This window comes from Halopseudomonas pertucinogena (genome assembly GCF_014646575.1).
Classification (GTDB): domain Bacteria; phylum Pseudomonadota; class Gammaproteobacteria; order Pseudomonadales; family Pseudomonadaceae; genus Halopseudomonas; species Halopseudomonas pertucinogena.
On sequence record NZ_BMNN01000001.1, the window covers coordinates 582,112 to 601,912 of the forward strand.

General features: G+C 63.6%; 19 protein-coding genes and 2 tRNA genes. 14 read left to right on the forward strand and 7 right to left on the reverse strand.

Annotated elements, in window-relative coordinates; translation table 11 throughout:
* The first annotated feature begins 32 nt into the window (after positions 1–32).
* The gene (ybgF, locus tag IEW63_RS02720; RefSeq protein WP_308423596.1) at positions 33–773 is read left to right on the forward strand and encodes a tol-pal system protein YbgF; all 741 of its coding nucleotides are present in this window, start codon (positions 33–35) and stop codon (positions 771–773) included.
* A gap of 126 nt (positions 774–899) precedes the next feature.
* Positions 900–975: transfer RNA gene (locus IEW63_RS02725), tRNA-Lys, on the forward strand.
* A 21-nt stretch (positions 976–996) separates the two neighbouring features.
* Here the strand turns inward: IEW63_RS02725 and IEW63_RS02730 are convergent.
* Positions 997–1,455, reverse strand: a complete 459-nt coding sequence (locus tag IEW63_RS02730) for a PA2171 family ribosome-binding persister protein (RefSeq protein ID WP_188635046.1) — start codon at positions 1,453–1,455, stop codon at positions 997–999.
* 168 nt (positions 1,456–1,623) lie between these two features.
* Between IEW63_RS02730 and IEW63_RS02735 the strand changes: the two genes are divergently transcribed.
* Both IEW63_RS02735 and IEW63_RS02740 read left to right on the forward strand, forming a co-directional pair.
* Complete coding sequence (locus tag IEW63_RS02735; protein WP_188635047.1) at positions 1,624–2,082, forward strand: ferritin-like domain-containing protein; 459 nt, start codon at positions 1,624–1,626, stop codon at positions 2,080–2,082.
* Positions 2,083–2,092: 10 nt separating this feature from the next.
* Positions 2,093–3,145, forward strand: coding sequence for a DNA topoisomerase IB (locus tag IEW63_RS02740; protein ID WP_229710338.1), 1,053 nt, complete (start codon positions 2,093–2,095; stop codon positions 3,143–3,145).
* Here IEW63_RS02740 and IEW63_RS02745 read toward each other — a convergent pair.
* A complete protein-coding gene (locus IEW63_RS02745; protein ID WP_188635049.1) occupies positions 3,129–3,776 on the reverse strand; it encodes a Yip1 family protein in 648 nt (215 codons plus the stop codon). The genes IEW63_RS02740 and IEW63_RS02745 overlap by 17 nt on opposite strands.
* 142 nt (positions 3,777–3,918) lie before the next feature.
* Here IEW63_RS02745 and nadA point away from each other — a divergent pair, with 142 nt between their 5' ends.
* Positions 3,919–4,956 (forward strand): quinolinate synthase NadA, encoded by a 1,038-nt coding sequence (gene nadA / locus IEW63_RS02750; protein WP_188635050.1) that lies wholly within the window; start codon positions 3,919–3,921, stop codon positions 4,954–4,956.
* 227 nt (positions 4,957–5,183) lie between these two features.
* Here the strand turns inward: nadA and IEW63_RS02755 are convergent, their stop codons facing one another.
* Entirely contained in the window at positions 5,184–6,641 is a 1,458-nt protein-coding gene (locus IEW63_RS02755; RefSeq protein ID WP_188635051.1) for a M48 family metalloprotease, read from the reverse strand.
* A gap of 96 nt (positions 6,642–6,737) precedes the next feature.
* Between IEW63_RS02755 and IEW63_RS02760 the strand changes: the two genes are divergently transcribed.
* Complete coding sequence (locus tag IEW63_RS02760; protein ID WP_188635052.1) at positions 6,738–6,992, forward strand: sulfurtransferase TusA family protein; 255 nt, start codon at positions 6,738–6,740, stop codon at positions 6,990–6,992.
* 40 nt (positions 6,993–7,032) lie between these two features.
* Here IEW63_RS02760 and IEW63_RS02765 read toward each other — a convergent pair whose 3' ends face one another.
* Together IEW63_RS02765 and IEW63_RS02770 are read right to left on the reverse strand one after the other, a co-directional pair.
* A complete protein-coding gene (locus IEW63_RS02765) occupies positions 7,033–7,500 on the reverse strand; it encodes a peroxiredoxin (protein WP_188635053.1) in 468 nt (155 codons plus the stop codon).
* 19 nt (positions 7,501–7,519) lie between these two features.
* A complete protein-coding gene (locus IEW63_RS02770; RefSeq protein WP_188635054.1) occupies positions 7,520–8,077 on the reverse strand; it encodes a glycine cleavage system transcriptional repressor in 558 nt (185 codons plus the stop codon).
* A gap of 199 nt (positions 8,078–8,276) precedes the next feature.
* On the opposite strand from IEW63_RS02770, the gene dapA reads away from it, so the two are divergent.
* Genes dapA through purC form a run of 4 tightly spaced genes read left to right on the forward strand, consistent with a single transcriptional unit; the run spans position 8,277 to position 11,894 of the window.
* A complete protein-coding gene (gene dapA / locus IEW63_RS02775; RefSeq protein WP_188635055.1) occupies positions 8,277–9,152 on the forward strand; it encodes a 4-hydroxy-tetrahydrodipicolinate synthase in 876 nt (291 codons plus the stop codon).
* Positions 9,153–9,184: 32 nt separating this feature from the next.
* A complete protein-coding gene (bamC, locus tag IEW63_RS02780) occupies positions 9,185–10,375 on the forward strand; it encodes an NlpB/DapX family lipoprotein (RefSeq protein WP_188635056.1) in 1,191 nt (396 codons plus the stop codon).
* Between the two features lie 8 nt (positions 10,376–10,383).
* Complete coding sequence (locus IEW63_RS02785) at positions 10,384–11,181, forward strand: MBL fold metallo-hydrolase (protein ID WP_188635057.1); 798 nt, start codon at positions 10,384–10,386, stop codon at positions 11,179–11,181.
* The gene (gene purC / locus IEW63_RS02790) at positions 11,181–11,894 is read left to right on the forward strand and encodes a phosphoribosylaminoimidazolesuccinocarboxamide synthase (protein ID WP_188635058.1); all 714 of its coding nucleotides are present in this window, start codon (positions 11,181–11,183) and stop codon (positions 11,892–11,894) included. Before IEW63_RS02785 ends, purC begins: the two co-directional genes overlap by 1 nt.
* A 28-nt stretch (positions 11,895–11,922) precedes the next feature.
* On the opposite strand, the gene IEW63_RS02795 is transcribed toward purC, so the two are convergent.
* Together IEW63_RS02795 and IEW63_RS02800 are read right to left on the reverse strand one after the other, a co-directional pair.
* Positions 11,923–12,789: an oxygenase MpaB family protein gene (locus IEW63_RS02795; protein ID WP_188635059.1), complete on the reverse strand. Its 867-nt coding sequence runs from the start codon at positions 12,787–12,789 to the stop codon at positions 11,923–11,925.
* Positions 12,789–13,328: a lipocalin family protein gene (locus IEW63_RS02800; protein WP_188635060.1), complete on the reverse strand. Its 540-nt coding sequence runs from the start codon at positions 13,326–13,328 to the stop codon at positions 12,789–12,791. The genes IEW63_RS02795 and IEW63_RS02800 overlap by 1 nt, the downstream gene beginning before the upstream one ends.
* A gap of 216 nt (positions 13,329–13,544) precedes the next feature.
* On the opposite strand from IEW63_RS02800, the gene IEW63_RS02805 reads away from it, so the two are divergent.
* The 4 genes from IEW63_RS02805 (at position 13,545) to nirD (ending at position 19,793) form a co-directional block, all read left to right on the forward strand.
* A tRNA-Ser gene (locus IEW63_RS02805) sits at positions 13,545–13,634 on the forward strand.
* Positions 13,635–14,163: 529 nt separating this feature from the next.
* On the forward strand, positions 14,164–16,587 hold the full coding sequence (locus IEW63_RS02810; protein WP_188635061.1) for a mechanosensitive ion channel domain-containing protein: 2,424 nt from the start codon (positions 14,164–14,166) through the stop codon (positions 16,585–16,587).
* A 234-nt stretch (positions 16,588–16,821) separates the two neighbouring features.
* Positions 16,822–19,377, forward strand: coding sequence for a nitrite reductase large subunit NirB (gene nirB / locus IEW63_RS02815; RefSeq protein WP_188635062.1), 2,556 nt, complete (start codon positions 16,822–16,824; stop codon positions 19,375–19,377).
* Positions 19,377–19,793, forward strand: a complete 417-nt coding sequence (gene nirD / locus IEW63_RS02820) for a nitrite reductase small subunit NirD (protein WP_188635063.1) — start codon at positions 19,377–19,379, stop codon at positions 19,791–19,793. The genes nirB and nirD overlap by 1 nt, the downstream gene beginning before the upstream one ends.
* Positions 19,794–19,801: the final 8 nt, after the last annotated feature.

The following is a 19,801-nucleotide window of genomic DNA, read 5'->3' on the forward strand; positions in this document are numbered from 1 at the left end:
TGCCGGCCGCAGCCTTCGCTCAGGTTCCGGTAATGGAAGGCAGCTCGGGTAGCAACAGCTATCCCGTTCAGCAACCTCAGGCGCGCCCTGATGCCCCGTCATACTCGGGCGGGCTCTCTGCGGAGGGCCAGCTCCTGCAACAGCTGTATCAGATGCAGCAGGAAGTCTCCATGCTGCGTGGCCTGCTCGAAGAGCAGGAGCATCGACTCAAGAAGTTGGAGCAGGATCAGCTTGATCGTTATCAGGATATTGATCGCCGACTTTCTACCCTTTCCGCGGGTTCGTCTGCGCCATCGGGCGTAAACGGATCCGCACCCCCCACCGGCCTGCAACCGATCGAGCCGGCCGTTCCCGCCGCGCCGGTCCAGGGTAATAGTGACCAGGCTGCTGCGCCGGATCCCGAGCGCGAAAAGCTCATGTACGAAGCGGCCTTCGAGCAGGTGCGTCTGCGCGATTTCGAGAAGGCGGAAATGGCCTTCAGTGCGTTCCTCCGTCGCTTCCCGCAGAGTGAGTATGCGGGCAATGCCCAGTACTGGCTCGGCGAAGTGCATCTGGCGCAATCCGATCTGGACTCGGCGGGCCAGGCCTTCGCCCGGGTGCTCAGCGAGTATCCCGGTCACCGCAAGGAAGCCGACGCGCTGTACAAGCTCGCGGATGTGGAGCGGCGCCTGGGCAACATCGACAGGGCAACACAGCTGTATCAGGAAGTCGTCAGCAAGCATCCCAACGCCTCGGCCGCGCAGTTGGCCAGGCGGGATCTGAACGCACTCTGAACTCGAAACCCGCGTCCCGCGCGGGAGGAAAGGGGGCCGGCAATCCAGGGGATCGCCGGCTGACGGAAAAACTGAAAAAACTTCTTGAGTTCTCCAGCTAAATCAGTAAGATATCGCGCACTCAACGGGTCGTTAGCTCAGTTGGTAGAGCAGTTGGCTTTTAACCAATTGGTCGCAGGTTCGAATCCTGCACGACCCACCATCATTTCCGATGGAGCACGCCTCAGGCGGCCGCCTTCATCACCTCCATCTTCTTCTCCTTCATCGCCTTGCCCAGGGTTGTCAGCTCCTCTTCACTGAGCAGTTCCCGGGCCTGCGTGAACATCTCTTCCTCTTCTTCTTCGATGTGGTGCTCCAGCAGCTCCTTGAGCACCTTGACCCGTCCGGAGAATTCCACGGTGCCGGGGTCAGTGGCCAGCAGGTCCGGCAGCACCAGTGCCTCCACGGCGCGGTGCTCCTCCTTGGCCTCGTGGTACATCTTCAGCTCGTCCCGTTCACCGGCTTCCCGAAATGCGGGATAGAAGATCTCCTCCTCGATGGTGGTGTGGGCCTGTAGTTCCAGGGCAATCTTCTGCAACAGTTCGGCGCGCTTCTTGAAGGCGCGCTCGGTGGTATTGCTGATGTCTTCCAGCAGCTTCTTCACCTTCTCATGGTCCTGCTTCAGCAGTTCTATTGCATTCATGTCAATCATCCTCATCAGGGGGCTTGCCTTCACTTGGACGATGGCCGTTGGCCTGCGTTCACTGATTTTTGTGGTTGCCCCGGTTCGTTAAAATTGTTGAACCACTGACCAAGCGATCCGGTCATTTGTTGTACCACTCACGTGCAAAACCCAGCAGGAGCAACATCAATGACCATTGATACCAAAGAAGTGATTTCTACCCTGAACGACCTGATCGAGACCTGCAAGGACGGTGAGAAAGGCTTTATGGTCTGCGCCGAGGACATTACCCGGCCGGAGCTGAAGACCCTCTTCAGCCAGCGCGCCGGCGAATGCGGCCAGGCCGCCCAGGAATTGCAGGCGATCGTCATTCGTCTGGGTGGCGATCCCGAGGACAGCACCAGCGTGGCTGGCGACATGCACCGGCGCTGGGTGGATCTCAAATCGCTGATCACCGGGAAGGACGACGAAGCGATCCTCAACGAGTGCGAGCGGGGCGAGGACGTCGCCAAGCGCAGCTATCAGAAGGCTCTGGAGAAGGCCCTGCCGGAAGACATCCGTCAGGTGGTGCAGCGCCAGTATGATGGCGTGCTGCGCAACCATGACCAGGTGAAGATGCTGCGCGATGCCGAGCGCGCCCGCAGCTGATAACCCGTCCATGAAGCCGGCGGCAGCTGTCGACCCCAACGCCAGTTGTCCGCCGGCCTTGCATCATGTCAGTGATGACACTCCCGGTTTCACCCGCCGCATACTCAATGGCAAACCCGCCTATTTCGATCAGCAGGGCAAGCGCATTCGCGACGCCAGGGTGATCGACCGTATCAATTCCCTCGCCATACCCCCGGCCTACCGCGACGTATGGATCTGCCCCGATCCCCGCGGCCACCTGCAGGCGACCGGGCGTGACGCCCGCGGCCGCAAGCAATACCGATACCATCCGCTCTGGCGTGAAGTGCGTGATGCCGCCAAGTACGAACGGCTGCTGGCGTTCGGCAATGCGCTGTCAGGCGTGCGCCGTGAACTGGACCGGCGGCTGCGCTCGCGCGGGCTGGGCCGCGAGCGGGTGATAGCTGCGGTCATGTTGCTGCTGGACGAAACCTGCATCCGGGTAGGCAATGAGGAGTATGCCCGACAGAACAGATCCTACGGGCTGACCACCCTGCGCAGTCGCCACCTCAGCCTGCGCGGCGACAACATACGGTTCCAGTTTCGAGGCAAGAGCGGGATAAGGCAGCAGCTATCGCTGAAGCACCCGAGGCTGGCGAGAATTCTCCGGCGCTGCAAGGAGCTACCGGGTCAGCATCTGTTCCAGTATGAGGACGAAGCAGGGCAGGTCTGTGCAGTCACCTCGTCGGATATCAACGACTGCCTGCGTGAGATAACCGGGGCCGAGTTCACCGCCAAGGACTATCGCACCTGGGCCGGCAGCGCCCTCGCTCTGGCGGCCCTTCGCCAGTGCCTGGACGAGGGGCGGGAGCCTACCAGGCAGGCGGTGGTGGATACGGTCAGGGAAGTGGCGCGGAGACTGGGAAATACCCCGGCGGTATGCCGCAAGTGCTACATCCACCCGGCGATCCTGCAGCGATTCATGGAAGCCGAGCTGTCACAGGTGAAGTGGAGCCGGACCCGAGCCAGACGCCGCTGGCTCAAGCCCGAGGAGGTCGATCTGCTGACCTTTCTGGAATACGCCAGCTCTAGAGACCGGGGATGAAGCCTTCGTCCTGGCGTTGCTCGTCCAGATTCTGATATTCGCCGGGCGGCGCGATGGCGCGCCAGCTCTCCAGGTAGAACACCCCCACGCTGACCATCGCCAGCATGCCCGCGGCAATGATGCAGGCGCCGTAGAAATACGCCTTGTCCTGATGCATGCGCATGAACTGCGGCAGCCCGTAATAGAGCTGAATGATCGAAAACAGGCCCGCCAGCATGAAGACCGGCAGCAGTACCCAGCGCTCCGGATACAGGGCCCCAAGCCCGCTCAGCATGAAGGGAATGGACAGGAAGGTGGCGAAGGCAATGCCGTGGGTCGCCGGGGGGCGGCGGGGCGTGCGATACAGCACCCAGCGCACGATGTAGCCCATGAGTATCGCGTTGCTGACAAAGGCGAGCCACACGGCCACCGCGAACAGGCCGGCTGCCTCGCTGCTGAGAAAACGCCGTTCATCCGAACCGAATATCGCCCAGCCCGCGACGGCGCCACCGTAATAGGCGGACAATGCGGGTATCAGTGATGCGATGAGCAGGACCGGAAGAAAGCCGAACGGACGCCGCTCGACGTCGTCGTGGATTCGGTTCCAGGTGGTTTTCGGGGCAAAGAAGAGACCGGGTATGTATCTGAACATGGGGTTTGTGCCTTTTTGCAGATCCTTGTAGTTCTTGACTGGACCGGCAAAGGGATAGTTCCGGTTGGCTTTGGCGCACGCATCGGTAGAAACCGCCGCGCATGGTATGATAGCCGGCCTGTATTCCCGGAGGGGTTGTTAGATGTCTCAGATTTCCGAAAGGCTGCTGGTGCAGGCTCATCTGGCGGCCAAAGAACCGGCTCCGCTGACCGACGATGAGAAGGCCGGCTACAAGGCCAGCATCGCAGCAGCGTTGAAGGCGCATGACGCCGTGCTGGTTGCGCACTATTACACTGATCCACTGCTGCAGGAGCTGGCAGAAGAGACCGGTGGCTGCGTTTCCGACTCGCTGGAGATGGCCCGCTTCGGCAAGAACCATCCCGCCAGCACGCTGGTTGTCGCCGGCGTGCGCTTCATGGGCGAAACCGCGAAGATCCTCAGCCCGGAGAAGCGGGTGCTTATGCCTACACTGGAGGCGACCTGCTCGCTGGATATCGGCTGCCCGGCGGACGAATTCGCGGCGTTCTGCGATCAGCATCCCGATCGCACCGTGGTGGTCTACGCCAATACCTCGGCTGCGGTGAAGGCGCGCGCCGACTGGGTTGTCACCTCCAGCTGCGCCCTGCCGATTGTCGAAAGCCTCATGGACAAGGGCGAGAAGATCCTGTGGGCCCCGGACAAGCACCTGGGTGATTACATCCAGCGCCAGACCGGTGCGGACATGCTGCTGTGGGATGGTGCCTGTATCGTCCACGAGGAGTTCAAGGCCCAGGCGCTGATCGACCTCAAGGCGGTCTACCCGGAAGCGGCAGTGCTGGTGCACCCCGAATCGCCGGCTGCGGTTGTCGAGCTGGCAGACGTGGTGGGCTCCACCAGTCAACTGATCAGAGCTACCCAGGAGCTGCCGAACCCGACGTTCATTGTCGCAACCGACAAGGGCATCTTCTACAAGATGCAACAGGCCGCACCGGGCCGTCGTCTGATCGATGCTCCCACCGCCGGCGACGGCGCCACCTGTCGCAGCTGCGCCAACTGCCCGTGGATGGCGATGAACACCCTGCCGCGCATGCTGCAGAGTCTGGAGCAGGGGACCAACGAGATCCTGGTACCCGAAGACCTGATCCCCCAGGCCGTACGGCCACTGCAACGGATGCTGGACTTCACCGCAGCGATGCGCTGAGCGGCGGGCGGTCGGGTATCTGGCGCAGACCCGGGCGCGCTTTGCGCGCCAATCGCGCCGGGGTCGACGCTCCTACACGGACCAGTGGAGTGGGCTCGGCCCTGCATCACCGGTGCCGATGTCGTCGCTCAAGCGAAGCTGGATAAGCGCTGCGCTACTCCCTTGCAGGAGCACCGCCCTCGGTGCGATTGGCGCGCAACGCGCGCCCGGGGCCGTCAGGCTCAACCTTAAAAGCTGCGAATAATCTCCCGGCGCCGCGCGACTTCGTCCTTGCGCGCCTTGATTCGGGAGCTGACCACGAAGTTGTCCCCGGCGCGCTTGAGCGCCTGGTCGAGCTGTTCGTCTGCCTGATCCAGGTCCCCGGCCAGCATGAAGTACTCCGCCCGGGCCTGGTGCACGCCGAGGATGTTGCCGGCCAGGCCGCGTACTTCCGAGACCAGATACCAGATGTCCGGATCCTCGCTGCGCAGGCGCGCCAGACGGTCGGTTACCTGTTCCGCCCCGCGGTAATCCTGCTTGCGCAGCAACATGTTGGCCCTGGCCTCAAGCGCCGGGTAATTGTCAGGACGTATCTGCAGCAGCCGGTCCAGCCGCGACAGCGCCTCGTCCAGACGGTTGAGGCTGCCGTCCAGCTCAACCTGAGCCAGCTGGACGGCAATGTTGTCCGGGTGCTCCGCCAGCAATACCTGCATGTGCTCCTTCGCAGCCTCCTGCTGGCCGCTGCGCGTGAGCGCGAGGGCCAGGCCGTAACGGGCTGCTGCATGTTCGCCCCCGTGCTCGTCGAGCAGGGCTCGGAATCGGCGGGCAGCAAGCCCCGGGCTTTCCTCGTAGAACAGCTGCACACGGGCGCGCATCATCTGGTAGTACAGGCTGTCGCGGCGCCCGTCCGAGCGCAGCTGGCTGGCCCGGTTGCGCGAGTCGGAGATCCGCGACTGGCTGACCGGGTGGGTCAGCAGGAACTCGGGCGGCGTGCGGCTGAACCGGCTGAGCCGGGCCAGGCGCTCGAACATGTCGGGCATCGCATTCGGGTCGTAACCGGCTCCTGTCAGGTTGAGCAGGCCGATGCGGTCGGCTTCCTGTTCGTTCTGGCGGGAAAAGCGCCGTTGTTCCTGGATGGCGGCGGCCTGGGTCGAGGCCAGTGCGGCGAAGCCGGCGTCGCCACCACCACTGGCGGCGAGGATGACACTGGCTAGCATGGCGGTCATCAGCGGGATGCGGTTCTGCTGCTGATGCTGCAGACCGCGGGCAAAGTGGCGCTGGGACAGGTGAGCCAGTTCGTGGGCCATGACCGAGGCGAATTCGGCCTCGGTGTGGGCATGCAGGAACAGGCCGCCGTTGACGCCGATGATGCCGCCGGGGGCGGCGAAGGCGTTGAGCTGCGGGCTGTCGATGGTAACGAAGGTCAGGCGGCGGTCCTCCAGCTGGCTGGTCTCTGCCAGGCTGAAGACGTGGGTTTCGACGAAATCCTTCAACAGCGGATCTTCCAGCGTGCGCACCGAGCCGCGGAGCATGGACAGCCAGGCCCGGCCAAGCTGAAACTCCTGCTCTCTGGACATGACCGAGGAGCTGGTGTCTCCCAGCGACGGCAGATTGAACTCGTTGGCGGCGAGCGGTGCGGCGGTGACGACCATCAGGGACAGACAGAATATCTTCAGGGGTGATCGGGCTGCGTTGAAAAGTCGCATGGGCTCGCTCTGGGGCTGGTATGAAACGTTGACGCCCCGGCATCTCAAGGGGCTGCCTGCGCGGGTTATACTCGCAGACCTGTATGGAGTGTACGCATGTTTGATGAAAAAAGTGAATGGCGGGCGGATCAGTCCGTGGACGCCCGCGGCCTGGCCTGTCCGCTGCCGCTGCTGCGGGCCAAGGTGGCGCTCAATGCCATGGAGCCGGGCCAGCTGCTGTATCTGGCGGCAACCGATGCAGGGTCACAACGGGACATAGCCCGTTTTGCCGAGCTGGCTGGTCACGACCTGTTGTCGGCTGAGGAGCGGGAAGGGGAGTTTCACTACTGGTTGCGCAAGGGCGGAGGATAGCGGGGCTGGCGCTGCGGTGATTCGCAGCGCCCTGAAGGTATCAGTCCAGCTCGCGCGCGGCCTCGAGCACCTCGGCGACGTGGCCGGGTACCTTCACCTTGCGCCATTCCCGGCGCAGTACGCCTTCACGGTCGATGAGGAAGGTGCTGCGTTCGATGCCCTCGTACTGCTTGCCATACAACTGCTTCTGGCGGATCACGTCGAAGACCCGGCACAGGGTTTCGTCGGCATCGCTGATCAGTTCGAAGGGGAAGTCATGCTTGGCACGGAAGTTCTCATGGGTCCGCAGGCTGTCGCGGGACACCCCGAAGACCAGCGTGTCGGCAGCGAGAAACTCCGGGTGCATATCGCGGAAGTCGTGGCCTTCTGTGGTGCAGCCCGGGGTGTGGTCCTTGGGATAGAAGTAGATGACTACCTTTTTGCCTGCCAGTTCGGAAAGGGTAATGGTCTTGCCGCTGGTAGCGTGTGCGGTGAATTCAGGCAGGGCAGTACCCACTTTGATACTCATGAAAACAGCCTCGTCAGGTTCAATGGAGGGGGCGCCAGGGTTCGATCACGGCGTCCAGATTGAGCTCATCACAGAAGTCCAGAAACTGCTCTCGCAGCCAGCTGAGCTGAGTCTTGACCGGGATGGCGATGGTGAGTGTCAGATTCAGCATGGCGGTTCCGGTATGTTGCGCCATGTAGGTGAAGCTGAGCATGTCCTCGATGTCGATTTCCAGATGGTGGAAGAAGGTGCACAGTTCGGCGATGAGCTCCGGCCGCTGCGCCGCGGTCACGAACACGTTATAGGGCAGGGCCGAGGGGCGTTCCTCCAGCGCACTGCTGCGACGCATCGACAGGGACAGATGTTCGCGCTTGGCCAGCGGCGGCAGCAGGGTCTCCAGCCGGGCCAGCGCATCCCAGTTGCCGCTGACCTGCAGCAGCAGCGAAGTGCAGGTGCCATGCCGGCTCATGCGGCTGCTGACAATCAGGCAGCGCTGTTCCATGCACAGTCGGGTCAGGGTGCTGGCCAGCGTCGTGGTCTGCTGCCCCATGGCGTGAATCACCAGAAACTGCTCCCGGGGGCTGGGCGCTGTGGACATCGGAACTCCTCGAGGGTGAACGGCGGCATGGGCCGCCATATCGGCATATCTGTAAAGCTGTCTATTGTCGCCGTCTGCTGCCGGGTGTTCAACCACCAGTTTTCTGCCGCCTCCGCCGGCTCGTCTTGCAGCGTCCCTTGTGCTGATCCCATGGCGAAAGTACCATTGCGGATCATCTTGTATCTTGTGGAGCCCTTGCATGATCTCAGGCAGCCTTGTGGCGCTGGTAACCCCCATGGACTCGCGTGGCAACCTGGACTGGGAAGCGCTGGACCGGTTGGTCGAATTCCATCTGACAGAGGGCACCGACGGCATTGTCGCAGTGGGCACCTCGGGGGAGTCGGCCACGCTCGATTTTGACGAGCACAAGGAAGTCATCCGCCGGGTAGTCGACCGGGTCGCAGGGCGCATTCCGGTGATCGCCGGCACCGGCGCCAACTCCACCAGCGAAGCGGTCAGGCTGACCGAAGACGCCCGCGACGTGGGTGCCGACGCCTGCCTGCTGGTGACGCCGTATTACAACAAGCCGACCCAGGAAGGGCTCTATCAGCATTACCGGTTCATCGCCGAGGCGGTGGACATCCCGCAGATTCTCTACAACGTACCCGGTCGCACCGCGGTCGACATGCTGCCGGACACCGTGGCCCGGCTGGCCGATATCGACAATATTGTCGGCATCAAGGAAGCCACCGGCGACCTGCAGCGTGCCCGCGAGGTGATCGAGCGTGTCGGTGACCGCATGGCGGTCTATTCCGGAGACGACCCCACGGCAGTGGAGCTGATCCTGTTGGGCGGCAAGGGCAATATCTCGGTGACGGCGAACGTCGCGCCGCGCCTCATGCACGAGCTGTGCGCCGCCGCGCTGAAGGGCGATGCCGACACCGCCCGCCGCCTGAACGACGCACTGATGCCCCTGCACAAGCAGCTGTTTATCGAATCCAATCCGATTCCGGCAAAATGGGCGCTCCATGAAATGGGCCTGATCGCCGACGGTCTGCGTCTGCCGCTGACCAGCCTGAGCCCCGACTGCCGGCCGGTGGTGCGTGAAGCGCTGCAGCAGTGCGGCCTGCTGTGATTCCGAGAAACCTGATGATCAAGGATATGCGAATGAAGCCTGTGCTTAATGCACTGACGCTGGCGATGGTTGGCGTAGGACTGAGTGGCTGCGGTTATTTCTTTGGTGAGGACGGTTACTTCCGAGACCGCGGTTCGGACTACCAGACGGCCACGATCGAGCCGCGCATGACGGTACCCGCCGAACTGCAGAGCAAGCCCATCGGCGACCTGCTTCCGGTCCCCGGGGAAGTACGTGCCGGCAGCACGCAGAAGTTCAAGGTGCCTCGCCCACAGAGCATCAGCGTCGGCGCCGAGTCCAGCGACTTCTCCCTGCAGCAGAATGGTGGCGAGCGCTGGCTGCTGGCCCAGCATGGTGTCTCGGAGATGTGGCCGCAGGTGCGCCAGTTCTTTACCGAATATCAGGTGCCGGTGGCGCGTGAGTCATCCACCCTGGGGGAAATCGAGACTGACTGGCTGCTGTTCGAGGAAGGCGCAGGCAACGCGCTGATTCGCCGTCTGCTGCCTGCAGCAGGCCCCACGGGTCGTCGTACCGATCAGGATCAGCGCTTCCCCGATCGCGCCGCGGATGTGCTGCCCAGCACCACCGACCGCGGCCTGCAGGACACCGGCGTACGCTCGACCGGGCAGGAGCAGCGCTTCCGCCTGCGCATAGAGCCGGGGGTGCAGAGTGGTACCAGCGAAATCAAGGTGCTGCATATGCAGCGCAGCGCAGGGAGCAGCCATGCTGACTGGCCTGCCGCTTCGGATAACGCCAATCTCGAGCGCGCACTGCTGGCTGAGCTGGAAAGCTATCTGAACCAGGCCGGCGGGCTGGCCTCGGTGGCGTTGTCCAGACCCGATACGGCACCGGCCCAGCGCCGCAGCTCGCTGGGTCAGGATGGCGCCGGCAATCCGGTATTGAATATCCACACCGACTTCAACCGCGCCTGGGCTGCAGTAGGCCAGGCACTGGCCGCCGCAGACATTCATGTGGACGACCTCAACCGCAGCGCCGGTGTCTACTACGTCAACCCGCAGCAGGGTGCGGATGAGGACAGGCCCGGCTTCTTCGGGCGACTGTTCCGCCGCGGTGACGGGGAAGCCGCCACCCAGCGTACCGAGGTGCGACTGACGCAGATAGCAAATCGAGTGCAGGTCACTGTGGAAGACAGCATCGACAACAGCAGCGACTCCGACGACGCAAGAGCACTGCTCAGCCGGATTCACGAGAATCTGAACTGAGGCGAGACTTGCGTTACTGTTCCCTGGGCAGTGGCAGTCGGGGAAATGCCACGCTGATCGAGTATGGCACTACCCGGCTGCTGGTGGACTGCGGCTTCAGCCTGCGCACCACCGAGAAACGTCTGGCCCTGGCCGGGCTGAGCGCCCACCAGCTGACCGCGATTCTGGTGACCCATGAGCACTCCGACCACATCAGCGGAGTGGAGCGACTGGCCCAGCGTTACCGCCTGCCGGTGTACATGACCGCCGGCACCCGCTATGGCATGGGTGCCACCGACCTGCCGATCCACGAGATCCGCTTCGGCCAGAGTTTCGATATCGGCGAGATCCGGGTGACGCCGGTCCCCGTCCCGCATGATGCCCGGGAACCGAGTCAGTTCATCTTTGACAGTGGGTACCATCGTCTTGGCCTGCTGACCGACACCGGCACCATCACACCGTTGATTACAGAAATGTACAGTGGCCTGGATGCGCTTTTTCTCGAAGCGAATTATGATCCGCACATGCTCGCCAGCGGACCCTATCCGCGCTTCCTCCAGGCCCGCGTGGGCGGCGCCCTGGGCCACCTGAGCAATCAGCAGGCAGCCGGACTTCTGGCTTCGATCGACACCAGCAGCCTGCAGCAGATCGTCATCGGGCATATCAGTGAAAAGAACAACCGGCCGGAGCTGGCCCATGAGGCTCTTTCCGGCGTGCTGGATGGCTGGGATGGTCGATTGCAGCTGGCAGTACAGAACCAGGGGCTGCCCTGGCAAGAAATAACCGAAACGTTACAGCCTATAACTGCCAGCATCGGGAGCCGATAATGGAAAAACGCACTGAACTCTACCGCGGCAAGGCCAAGTCGGTTTACACCACCGATGATCCGGATCGGCTGATTCTGCTGTTCCGCAATGACACTTCCGCCTTCGATGGCAAGAAGATCGAGCAGCTGGAGCGCAAGGGCAAGGTCAACAATCGCTTCAACGCCTTCATCATGCAGAAGTTGCAGGAAAGCGGCATCCCGACCCAGTTCGACAAACTGCTGTCCGACACCGAGTGTCTGGTCAAGAAGCTGGACATGATTCCGGTCGAATGTGTGGTGCGCAACTATGCAGCAGGCAGTCTGGTCCGTCGTCTGGGTGTGGAAGAGGGCACCGAGCTGACGCCGCCGACCTTCGAACTGTTTCTCAAGGACGACGCCAAGGGCGATCCCTTCATCAACGAGTCCCATGTGGTCACCTTCGGCTGGGCCACCACCGAGCAGATGCAGCGCATGCGAGAGCTGACCCTCAAGGTCAACGACATTCTCAGGCAACTGTTCGATGACGCCGGCCTGCAGCTGGTGGACTTCAAGCTGGAATTCGGCCTGTTCAAGGGCGAGATCACCCTGGGTGATGAATTCAGCCCGGATGGCAGCCGACTGTGGGACAAGGTCACCGGCAAGAAGATGGACAAGGACCGCTTCCGCCAGGGCCTGGGTGACGTGATCGAAGCCTACGAGGAAGTTGCCCAGCGCCTGGGCGTACCCTTGTCCTGAAGCGAGGTCGTCCCTCCACCAGCGGTCCCTAAGCCCCCATGCGCTTGCGCGCCTGGGCCGGCGGCAGGCTCGGCAGCGGCACAATACCTGCGCTGCGCCCCAGCCCGCGAACGAGGCGGGCCTGGCTGCGGCTCAGGCCGCGCGCCTCGAGAGCGCTGAAGTGGCGTACCGGCGCTGGCACCATGTCCACCGCCGCCCGCACCAGCAGGCGCTGCAACGGACGGGTCCAGCCGGGCAGGATCGGTGCGTTATCCATAAGCTCGAGAAACTCGCCCAATACAGCGGAGTCCTCCAGGCTCGGCGTCATCTCCTCCAGCAGCCGTTCCCATTCCGCCCAGTTGTTAGGGGGTATCTTCACGCCATAGAGCCGGGCTGCTTCGCGCCCTTCGGCAAAGGCGCTGTCCTTTTGTGCGTCGGTCAACGGCGTCACATAGCGATGATAGGCTTCGGCAAACCCCCACAGAGCTGTGGCATGTACCCAGCGCAACAGATGCGGGTCATTGGCATGGTAGGGCGCGCCCTCCGGGGTGATGCCGGTCACCCGGTCATGCATGCGAACCACCTGAGCAATCATCCGCTGTGCCTCGGCGCGGGGTGCGTAGACGGTGACCAGCGCGGCAAAGCCGGTCCGGCGCAGGCGGGTCACCGGGTCCCGACGGAAGTTACTGTGATCCCACACGCCCGAGCGTACCGCTGGCTCGGCCAACTCAAGCAGTACAGCGGCAACGCCACCTATAAACAGTGCGATCGGGTTGGCGAAGATTTGCCAGGATACGCTGTCCGCGGCGACCAGCGCCGGTGCCCCCGCCGGGGAGCTGAAGTCGATGTCCAGACCGGGCGGCGGCTCCAGCAAAGTGCGCAGAGCAGCCGGGAGTACATGGAATTGCTCACCCATCAGCGACGACTCCCTGCCGGCGCCTCCTCATGTTCCACCACAATGAGCTCATTCAGGTCGAAACCTTCGGCTGCCGCGCGGCGGCGGAAAGCGTCGAGCTCGGCTTCGCTCACCTGGGGCGTTCTTGAAAGAAACCACAGATAGTCGCGGTTGTAGCCGGTGATGAACGCCTGGCTGTAATCATCATCCAGTTCGAAGACCACGTATGAGCTGTAGAAAGGACCGAAGAAGGACACTTTCAGGTGGGCGGTATTGCTGTCCTCCACGAACAGCGCCCGGCCTTCTGCCTCCTTCCACTCGCCCTTGGCCTTGTTATAGCCGCGGTTGACGACCTTGATGCTGCCATCCTCGTTGAGCGAGTACTCAGCGGTGACGTTGCTCAGGCCCTCTTCGAATGAGTGATCGAGCCGGGCGATTTCATACCAGGTGCCGAGATAGCGCTGCTGATCAAATCCGGTAATCGGCTCGATGCCTTTTGGCACCCCGGTACAGCCGGCGAGCGCTAACAAGGCGGCGATGGTAACGCTGAGCAGTCTCATGTGCACGTCCCTTGAGTGGTTGAACTACATCAACCATAGCAGAGGCCGGCCAGGCTGCAGGTGGTACCGCTGTCTCAATTACATTCTTTGCACGTGGCAGGTCATGAGCGATCAGCGTTCGGCCCTGGCCGTGAAAGCGCACGCGGCAAGGGGCGATCTATCCGCCGCTGCCCCTTTCACCTCCATCCGCATAACTGCTATCATGCGCGCCGACCTGGAGAGTTGCCGGAGTGGTCGAACGGGACGGATTCGAAATCCGTTGTACCCGCAAGGGTACCCAGGGTTCGAATCCCTGGCTCTCCGCCAGTTAACAGAAAACCCAGCTTCGGCTGGGTTTTCTGTTCATGTTCGACCGGGGCTCGGCGCCCCCTTTCAAAACATCGATTTTTTCGATTCAAGTCGGCTTCTCCATAGTCGATAACCTCCCTTCAAGCGCCCGTCCTGCCCCAAACAAGATAACGAAGCCGCAGATTCGCGAGGGTTATTCTTCCCGGAGATGTCCGGGTCTGTGTGCAAACCGTCCCGAGTACCGAGCATGAAATTCAACGAAACAAAACTGGGCACCAAGTTGGCGCTGGGATATGCGATCCCGGTCGTGGCCATGGTGTTCATACGGGTCTGGCGGCGAAACAGATTGCTCAGGCGACTGAAGAGCTTTCCGAGCTGGCCGTCAGGCTCAACTCCGAGGTTTCCCAGTTCAGAGTGTGACTTCCGGTCAATCGAACCCCAGCCCCGGCTGGGGTTTTCCTGTCAGCTGAACAGTCGTCCCGCTATCATACTTCGCCCCGAATGCTGCTAATGTTGTCCGTTACGACCATCAGAACGGACAAGCAACATGCAGAGATCGCTTCTTCCCGCTTTTTCCCTCCTGCTCACCGCATTGCTGTTCACACCCGCTGCGCTTGCCCAGACCGCTGAATTGGCCGACGTCAGTCCCCAGCAGGCTCGTGATGTGCTGGATAGCCTGCAGGACGAGGACCGGCGGGAAGAGGTGGTGCGAGTGCTGGAGGCGATCGCCAGCGAGACGCCAGTAGAAGAAGAGGCCGACACCGAGGTGGTGGAGGAGTCGCCGCTGGCCACGATAGTGCCGCTGGAAGAGGGCGGGCTGATAGCGCGGACACTGGATGGGGTGCAGGGCTGGGCTGACCAGATGCGTAGCCAGCTGCTGCGTATCAGCGAGGCGGCGGCGGAGCTGCCGGCCTGGTTCGAAGAGAGCTTTCTGACCGCGGACGGGCGAACGCTGCTGTGGCAGACGGCACTGGATCTGGCCATCGTGTTCGGTGTGGGGCTGTGTCTGGAATGGTTGCTGCGCCGGGGGCTGCGCCGCTCGGTGCGCAATCTGCTGCGCAGCGCTCGCGAGGCAGAGGTGCGCCCTGCTGCTGTTGCGGTGGCGCCCGTTGCCGGGCCGGCCGAAACAGAGCTGCTGGCGGCAAGACGGCCGCTGGATGACAGCACTGCATTGGTACAGACGCTGCGCGACGGGGTGGAGTCGGTGGAGGCGGTAACGGTCGCCAGCTACGAGTCGGGTGCCGATACGCCACCGTCGACCGTTCTCCCGCCTGCCACGCCGGCACCGGTGGAGTCCGAGGTCAAGGCGCTGCGCCGTCTGCCCTTTGCGGTGACCGGCTTCGTGCTGGATCTGCTGCCACTGGGGCTGTTTTTCGGTATTTCCGCGCTGGTGCTGCAGCTTCTGCCCGGACTGGATATGCGCACTCATCTGGTGACCCGGGAAATCATCTATGCCTACGTCATCACCCGGATGGTCATGGCCGTGGTGCGTCTGCTGGTTTCCCCCGGGGACGCAAGCCTGCGCATCGTCCATCTGAGTGACGAGGCGGCGCAGCAGGTCCATCGCTGGACCCGGCGGCTGGTGATTCTGGCCACCTTCGGCGTGGCGCTGGGCAATGCGCTGGCCATTCTCGGCTCGGGGGCCCAGGCACAGCTGGTGGTGATCAAGGCGACCTCGCTGCTGGTGCACCTCAACCTCATCGTCCTGGTGTTCATGTTCCGTCAGCCGGTGGCGCTGTGGCTGGCCGGGCCGGCGGAAGCGGAGGGTGCGATGCCGGCCCTGCGGCGCTGGCTGGCCAGCGTATGGCCGCTGCTGGCAGCGGTGCTCATCATGGGGATCTGGGTAGTCTGGGCGCTGAGCATTGAAGATGGCTTCACCCGGCTGCTGAAATTCCTCGGCCTGTCCGCCGCCATCATCGTGCTCGGTCGCCTGGCGGGTGTGCTGGCGCTGGGTGCGCTGGGGCGACTGGCAGGCATTGATGAGGGCGCTGCACCGGATGAGCGCGTTGCCGGGGCCGGCCTGCGCGGGCAGTTCCTGGCACGCTATTACCCGCTGTTGCGCTGGCTGTTCACTCTGCTGATCACGGCAGCCACCCTGGTCGCGCTGCTTGAAGCCTGGGGGCTGGATGCGCTGGACTGGTTTGCCGCAGGCACCATTGGCCGCGGGCTGGCCTCGGCATTCGGTACCATCGCCGTGGCGGTTATCGTGGCGCTGATGATCTGGCAGGCAACCAACGCCGCCATCGAAAAGCGCATCGCCCGCTGGCGCGCCCAGGGCGATCTTCTGCGGGCGGCGCGGCTCAATACCCTGCTGCCGATGCTGCGCGCCGGGCTGTTTCTGCTGGTGGCGCTGATCATCGGTCTGACTACGCTCAACCAGCTGGGTATCAACACCACCCCGCTGATTGCCGGGGCCAGCATCATCGGCGTGGCGATCGGCTTCGGTTCGCAGAAGCTGGTGCAGGATTTCATCACCGGGATCTTCCTGCTGATGGAAAACACCATGCAGGTGGGCGATTCGGTAACGGTGGCCGGGGTTTCCGGTACGGTGGAGAATCTGTCGATCCGTACCGTACGCCTGCGTGCCGGCGACGGCTCCCTGCACATCATCCCGTTCAGCTCGGTGACCACGGTGAGCAACAATCACCGCGGAATCGGCAACGCGGCGGTACGCATCAGCGTGGCCTACGACACCGATATCGGGCAGGCCATTGCGGAGCTGGAGGCGATCGGCGCCGAGCTGCGGCGGGACCCGGTCTTTGCGCCGCGGATCCTGGCGGACATGGAAATCTGGGGCGTGGATTCGGTGGACGGCTCCATGGTCACCATCGCCGGCCAGATGCGCTGTGTCGACAAGGGCCGCTGGGGCGTGCAGCGGGAGATCAACCGTCGCATCCTCGAGCGCTTCCGCGCGCTGGGCATTGCCATCGCCGACCCGCGCGAGCGTCCGCTCATCTCTCCGGACAGTTGATACGACGTCCTGCAGTCCGCACCAAAGCGGGCAGCAGGGCTACGGTCGTGCCTCATGATGGTTCAGTCAGGCCGCCTTCGGGCGGCCTGATTTCGTTCTCGCCCGGCGCGCCGTGCCGCGCTGCAAGGCCCGCGCTTCGAGGCCTGCGACGCGGATGACGGTACTGCCACGACAGCCTGGCACAGCCCTTGCTCTGACCCCTGTACACGCTAGACGCAACAGAGGGGAAAGCGCATGGCTGCACAGGGCAAGTCGAATCGCCAGTCGCTGGTGATCATCGGAAACGGCATGGTCGGCCACCATTGTCTGGAACAGCTGGTCGAGCTGGGCGCGCTGACGGATCACGACATCCACGTATTCGGCGCGGAACCGCAGCGGGCCTATGACCGGGTGCACCTGTCCGAATACTTTTCCGGGCGGGACGCCCAGTCTCTGGCGCTGGGCTCACCGGCGCTGTATCAGCAACCCGGCGTGCAGCTGCACCTGGGCACGGCGGTCACCGGCATCGACCGCAGCCGGGGCGAGGTGATCAGCGCGCTGGGGCGAACCCGCTACGACCAACTGATCCTCGCCACCGGCTCCTACCCCTTCGTACCGCCGATTACCGGCGCCCGCGGCACCTCGCGGCTGGTCTACCGTACCCTGGAGGATCTGGATGCGATCCGCGAAGCCGCCGCTGACGCCCGGCGCGGGGTGGTGGTGGGCGGCGGACTGCTCGGGCTGGAGGCGGCCAACGCACTGAAATCCCTGGGGCTGGAAGCCCATGTAGTGGAGTTTGCTCCGCGGCTGATGCCGGTGCAGCTGGACGGTGAGGGGGCTGCCGCGCTGCGCGCCCGCATCGAGAAGCTCGGGGTGCAGGTGCACCTGAGCTGTGCCACTCAGGAAATCACCTTCGGTGAACAGTACGCCTGGCGGATGAGTTTCGCCGACGGTGACCATCTGGAGACCGATCTGGTGGTGTTTTCCGCCGGTATCCGCCCGCAGGATGAACTTGGCCGCCAGGCCGGACTGGAGGTTGCCGAGCGCGGCGGGATAGTCGTGAACAACCAGTGCCGTACCAGCGATCCGGCGATCTTCGCAATCGGTGAGTGCGCCAGCTGGAATGGCCAGGTCTTCGGGCTGGTCGCCCCCGGCTATCAGATGGCCCGGCTGGTGGCGGCGCAGGTGCTGGGGCGGGACGGCGACGCCTTCACCGGCGCGGACATGTCCACCAAGCTCAAGCTGCTCGGGGTGGACGTCGGCTCCATCGGTGACGCCCATGGAGCCACTCCAGGCTCGCGCAGCTACCGCTATATCGACGAGGCAACCGATTCCTATCGCCGGCTGGTGGTTTCAGCCGACGGCAGGCAGGTGCTGGGTGCGGTGCTGGTGGGCGACAACAGCTACTACGACACTCTGCTGCAGTACGCCCAGAACGGTATCCGGCTGCCGGGCGATCCGGCCGGTCTGATCCTCCCGCAGACCGCAGGAGCCCCGGCGCTGGGCGTGGAGGCCCTGCCGGCTACCGCCACCATCTGCTCCTGCCATAACGTCAGCAAGGGCGCGGTCTGTTGTCAGGTGGACGCCGGTACCACCGACCTGGGCGAACTGAAGAGCATTACCCGTGCCGGTACCGGCTGTGGCGGTTGCAGCGCGTTGCTCAAGCAGGTGTTCGAGCATGAGCTGAGCGCCCGCGGCGTCGCGGTGGACCGCAGCCTGTGCGAACACTTTGCCCATACCCGCCAGGAGCTGTACGCCATCGTCCGGGTGGAGGGCATCACCCGCTTCGATGAGCTGCTGAAGCGCCACGGCAAGGGCACCATCGGCTGCGATATCTGCAAGCCGGCGGTGGGCTCGATCCTCGCCTCCTGCTGGAACGAGCCGGTGATGGACCCGGCGCTGGTGCCGCTGCAGGACACCAACGACACCTTCATGGCCAACATGCAGAAGAACGGTACCTATTCGGTGGTGCCGCGCATCGCCGGCGGCGAGATCACCCCCGACAAACTGATCGTACTCGGTGAAGTGGCGCGCAAGTACGACCTCTATACCAAGATCACCGGCGGCCAGCGCATCGACCTGTTCGGTGCGCAGCTGCACCAGCTGCCGGACATCTGGGCCGAGCTGATTGCCGCCGGCTTCGAGACCGGCCATGCCTACGGCAAGTCCCTGCGCACGGTGAAATCCTGCGTCGGCAGCACCTGGTGCCGCTACGGTGTGCAGGACAGCGTCGGCATGGCCCTGCATCTTGAGCACCGCTACAAGGGGCTGCGTGCGCCGCACAAGATCAAGTTCGGTGTGTCCGGATGCACCCGCGAGTGTGCCGAGGCGCAGAGCAAGGACATCGGCGTGATCGCCACGGACAGGGGCTGGAATCTCTACGTGGCCGGCAATGGCGGCATGCGCCCCCGGCACGCCGAGCTGTTCGCCACCGATCTGGACGACCAGACACTGGTGCGCTACATCGACCGCTTCCTGATGTTCTACATCCGCACCGCCGATCGGCTGCAGCGCACCTCCACCTGGCGCGAAAGCCTGGAGGGCGGGCTCGATTACCTGAAGGAGGTGATCATCCAGGACAGCCTGGGCCTGGCCGCCGAACTGGAGTCGCAGATGCAGCGGGTGGTGGACAGTTACCAGTGCGAATGGGCCAATGCCTTGAGCGACCCGGAGAAGCTCAAGCGCTTTCGCACCTTCGTCAATGATGCGCGGCCCGATCCGGATATCCATTTCGTCAGGGAACGCGGGCAACCCCGTCCGGCACGCAGCAACGAACTGAAACTCATCCCCGCCCATGAGGAGACACTCTGATGTCCACTGCCAAGGCTTTAACCCCGCACGTATCACCCGCAACCGCCCCGCGTCCGAGCGCCAGCTGGCAGCGGGTGTGCTCCCGTCAGGATCTGGTGCCCCACTCCGGCGTGGTGGTGTGGTTCGCCGGCGCCCAGGTGGCGCTGTTCCACCTCCCGCAGGGAGCGGCGGGCGAGCAGGTCCATGCCATCCATAACCGCGATCCGCAGTCGGGGGCCAACGTCATCGGCCGCGGCTTGCTCGGCCATGTGCAGGGCTCACTGGTGGTGGCCTCGCCCCTGTACAAGCAGCATTTCAGGCTGCAGGACGGCACCTGTATCGAGCAACCCGAGGTGACGCTCAAGGTATGGCCGGCCCGCCTGAACGGGGACTCGGTCGAGTTGTTTGCCACCGGCGACGGCAGCGCCGCCAACTGAAAACCCCG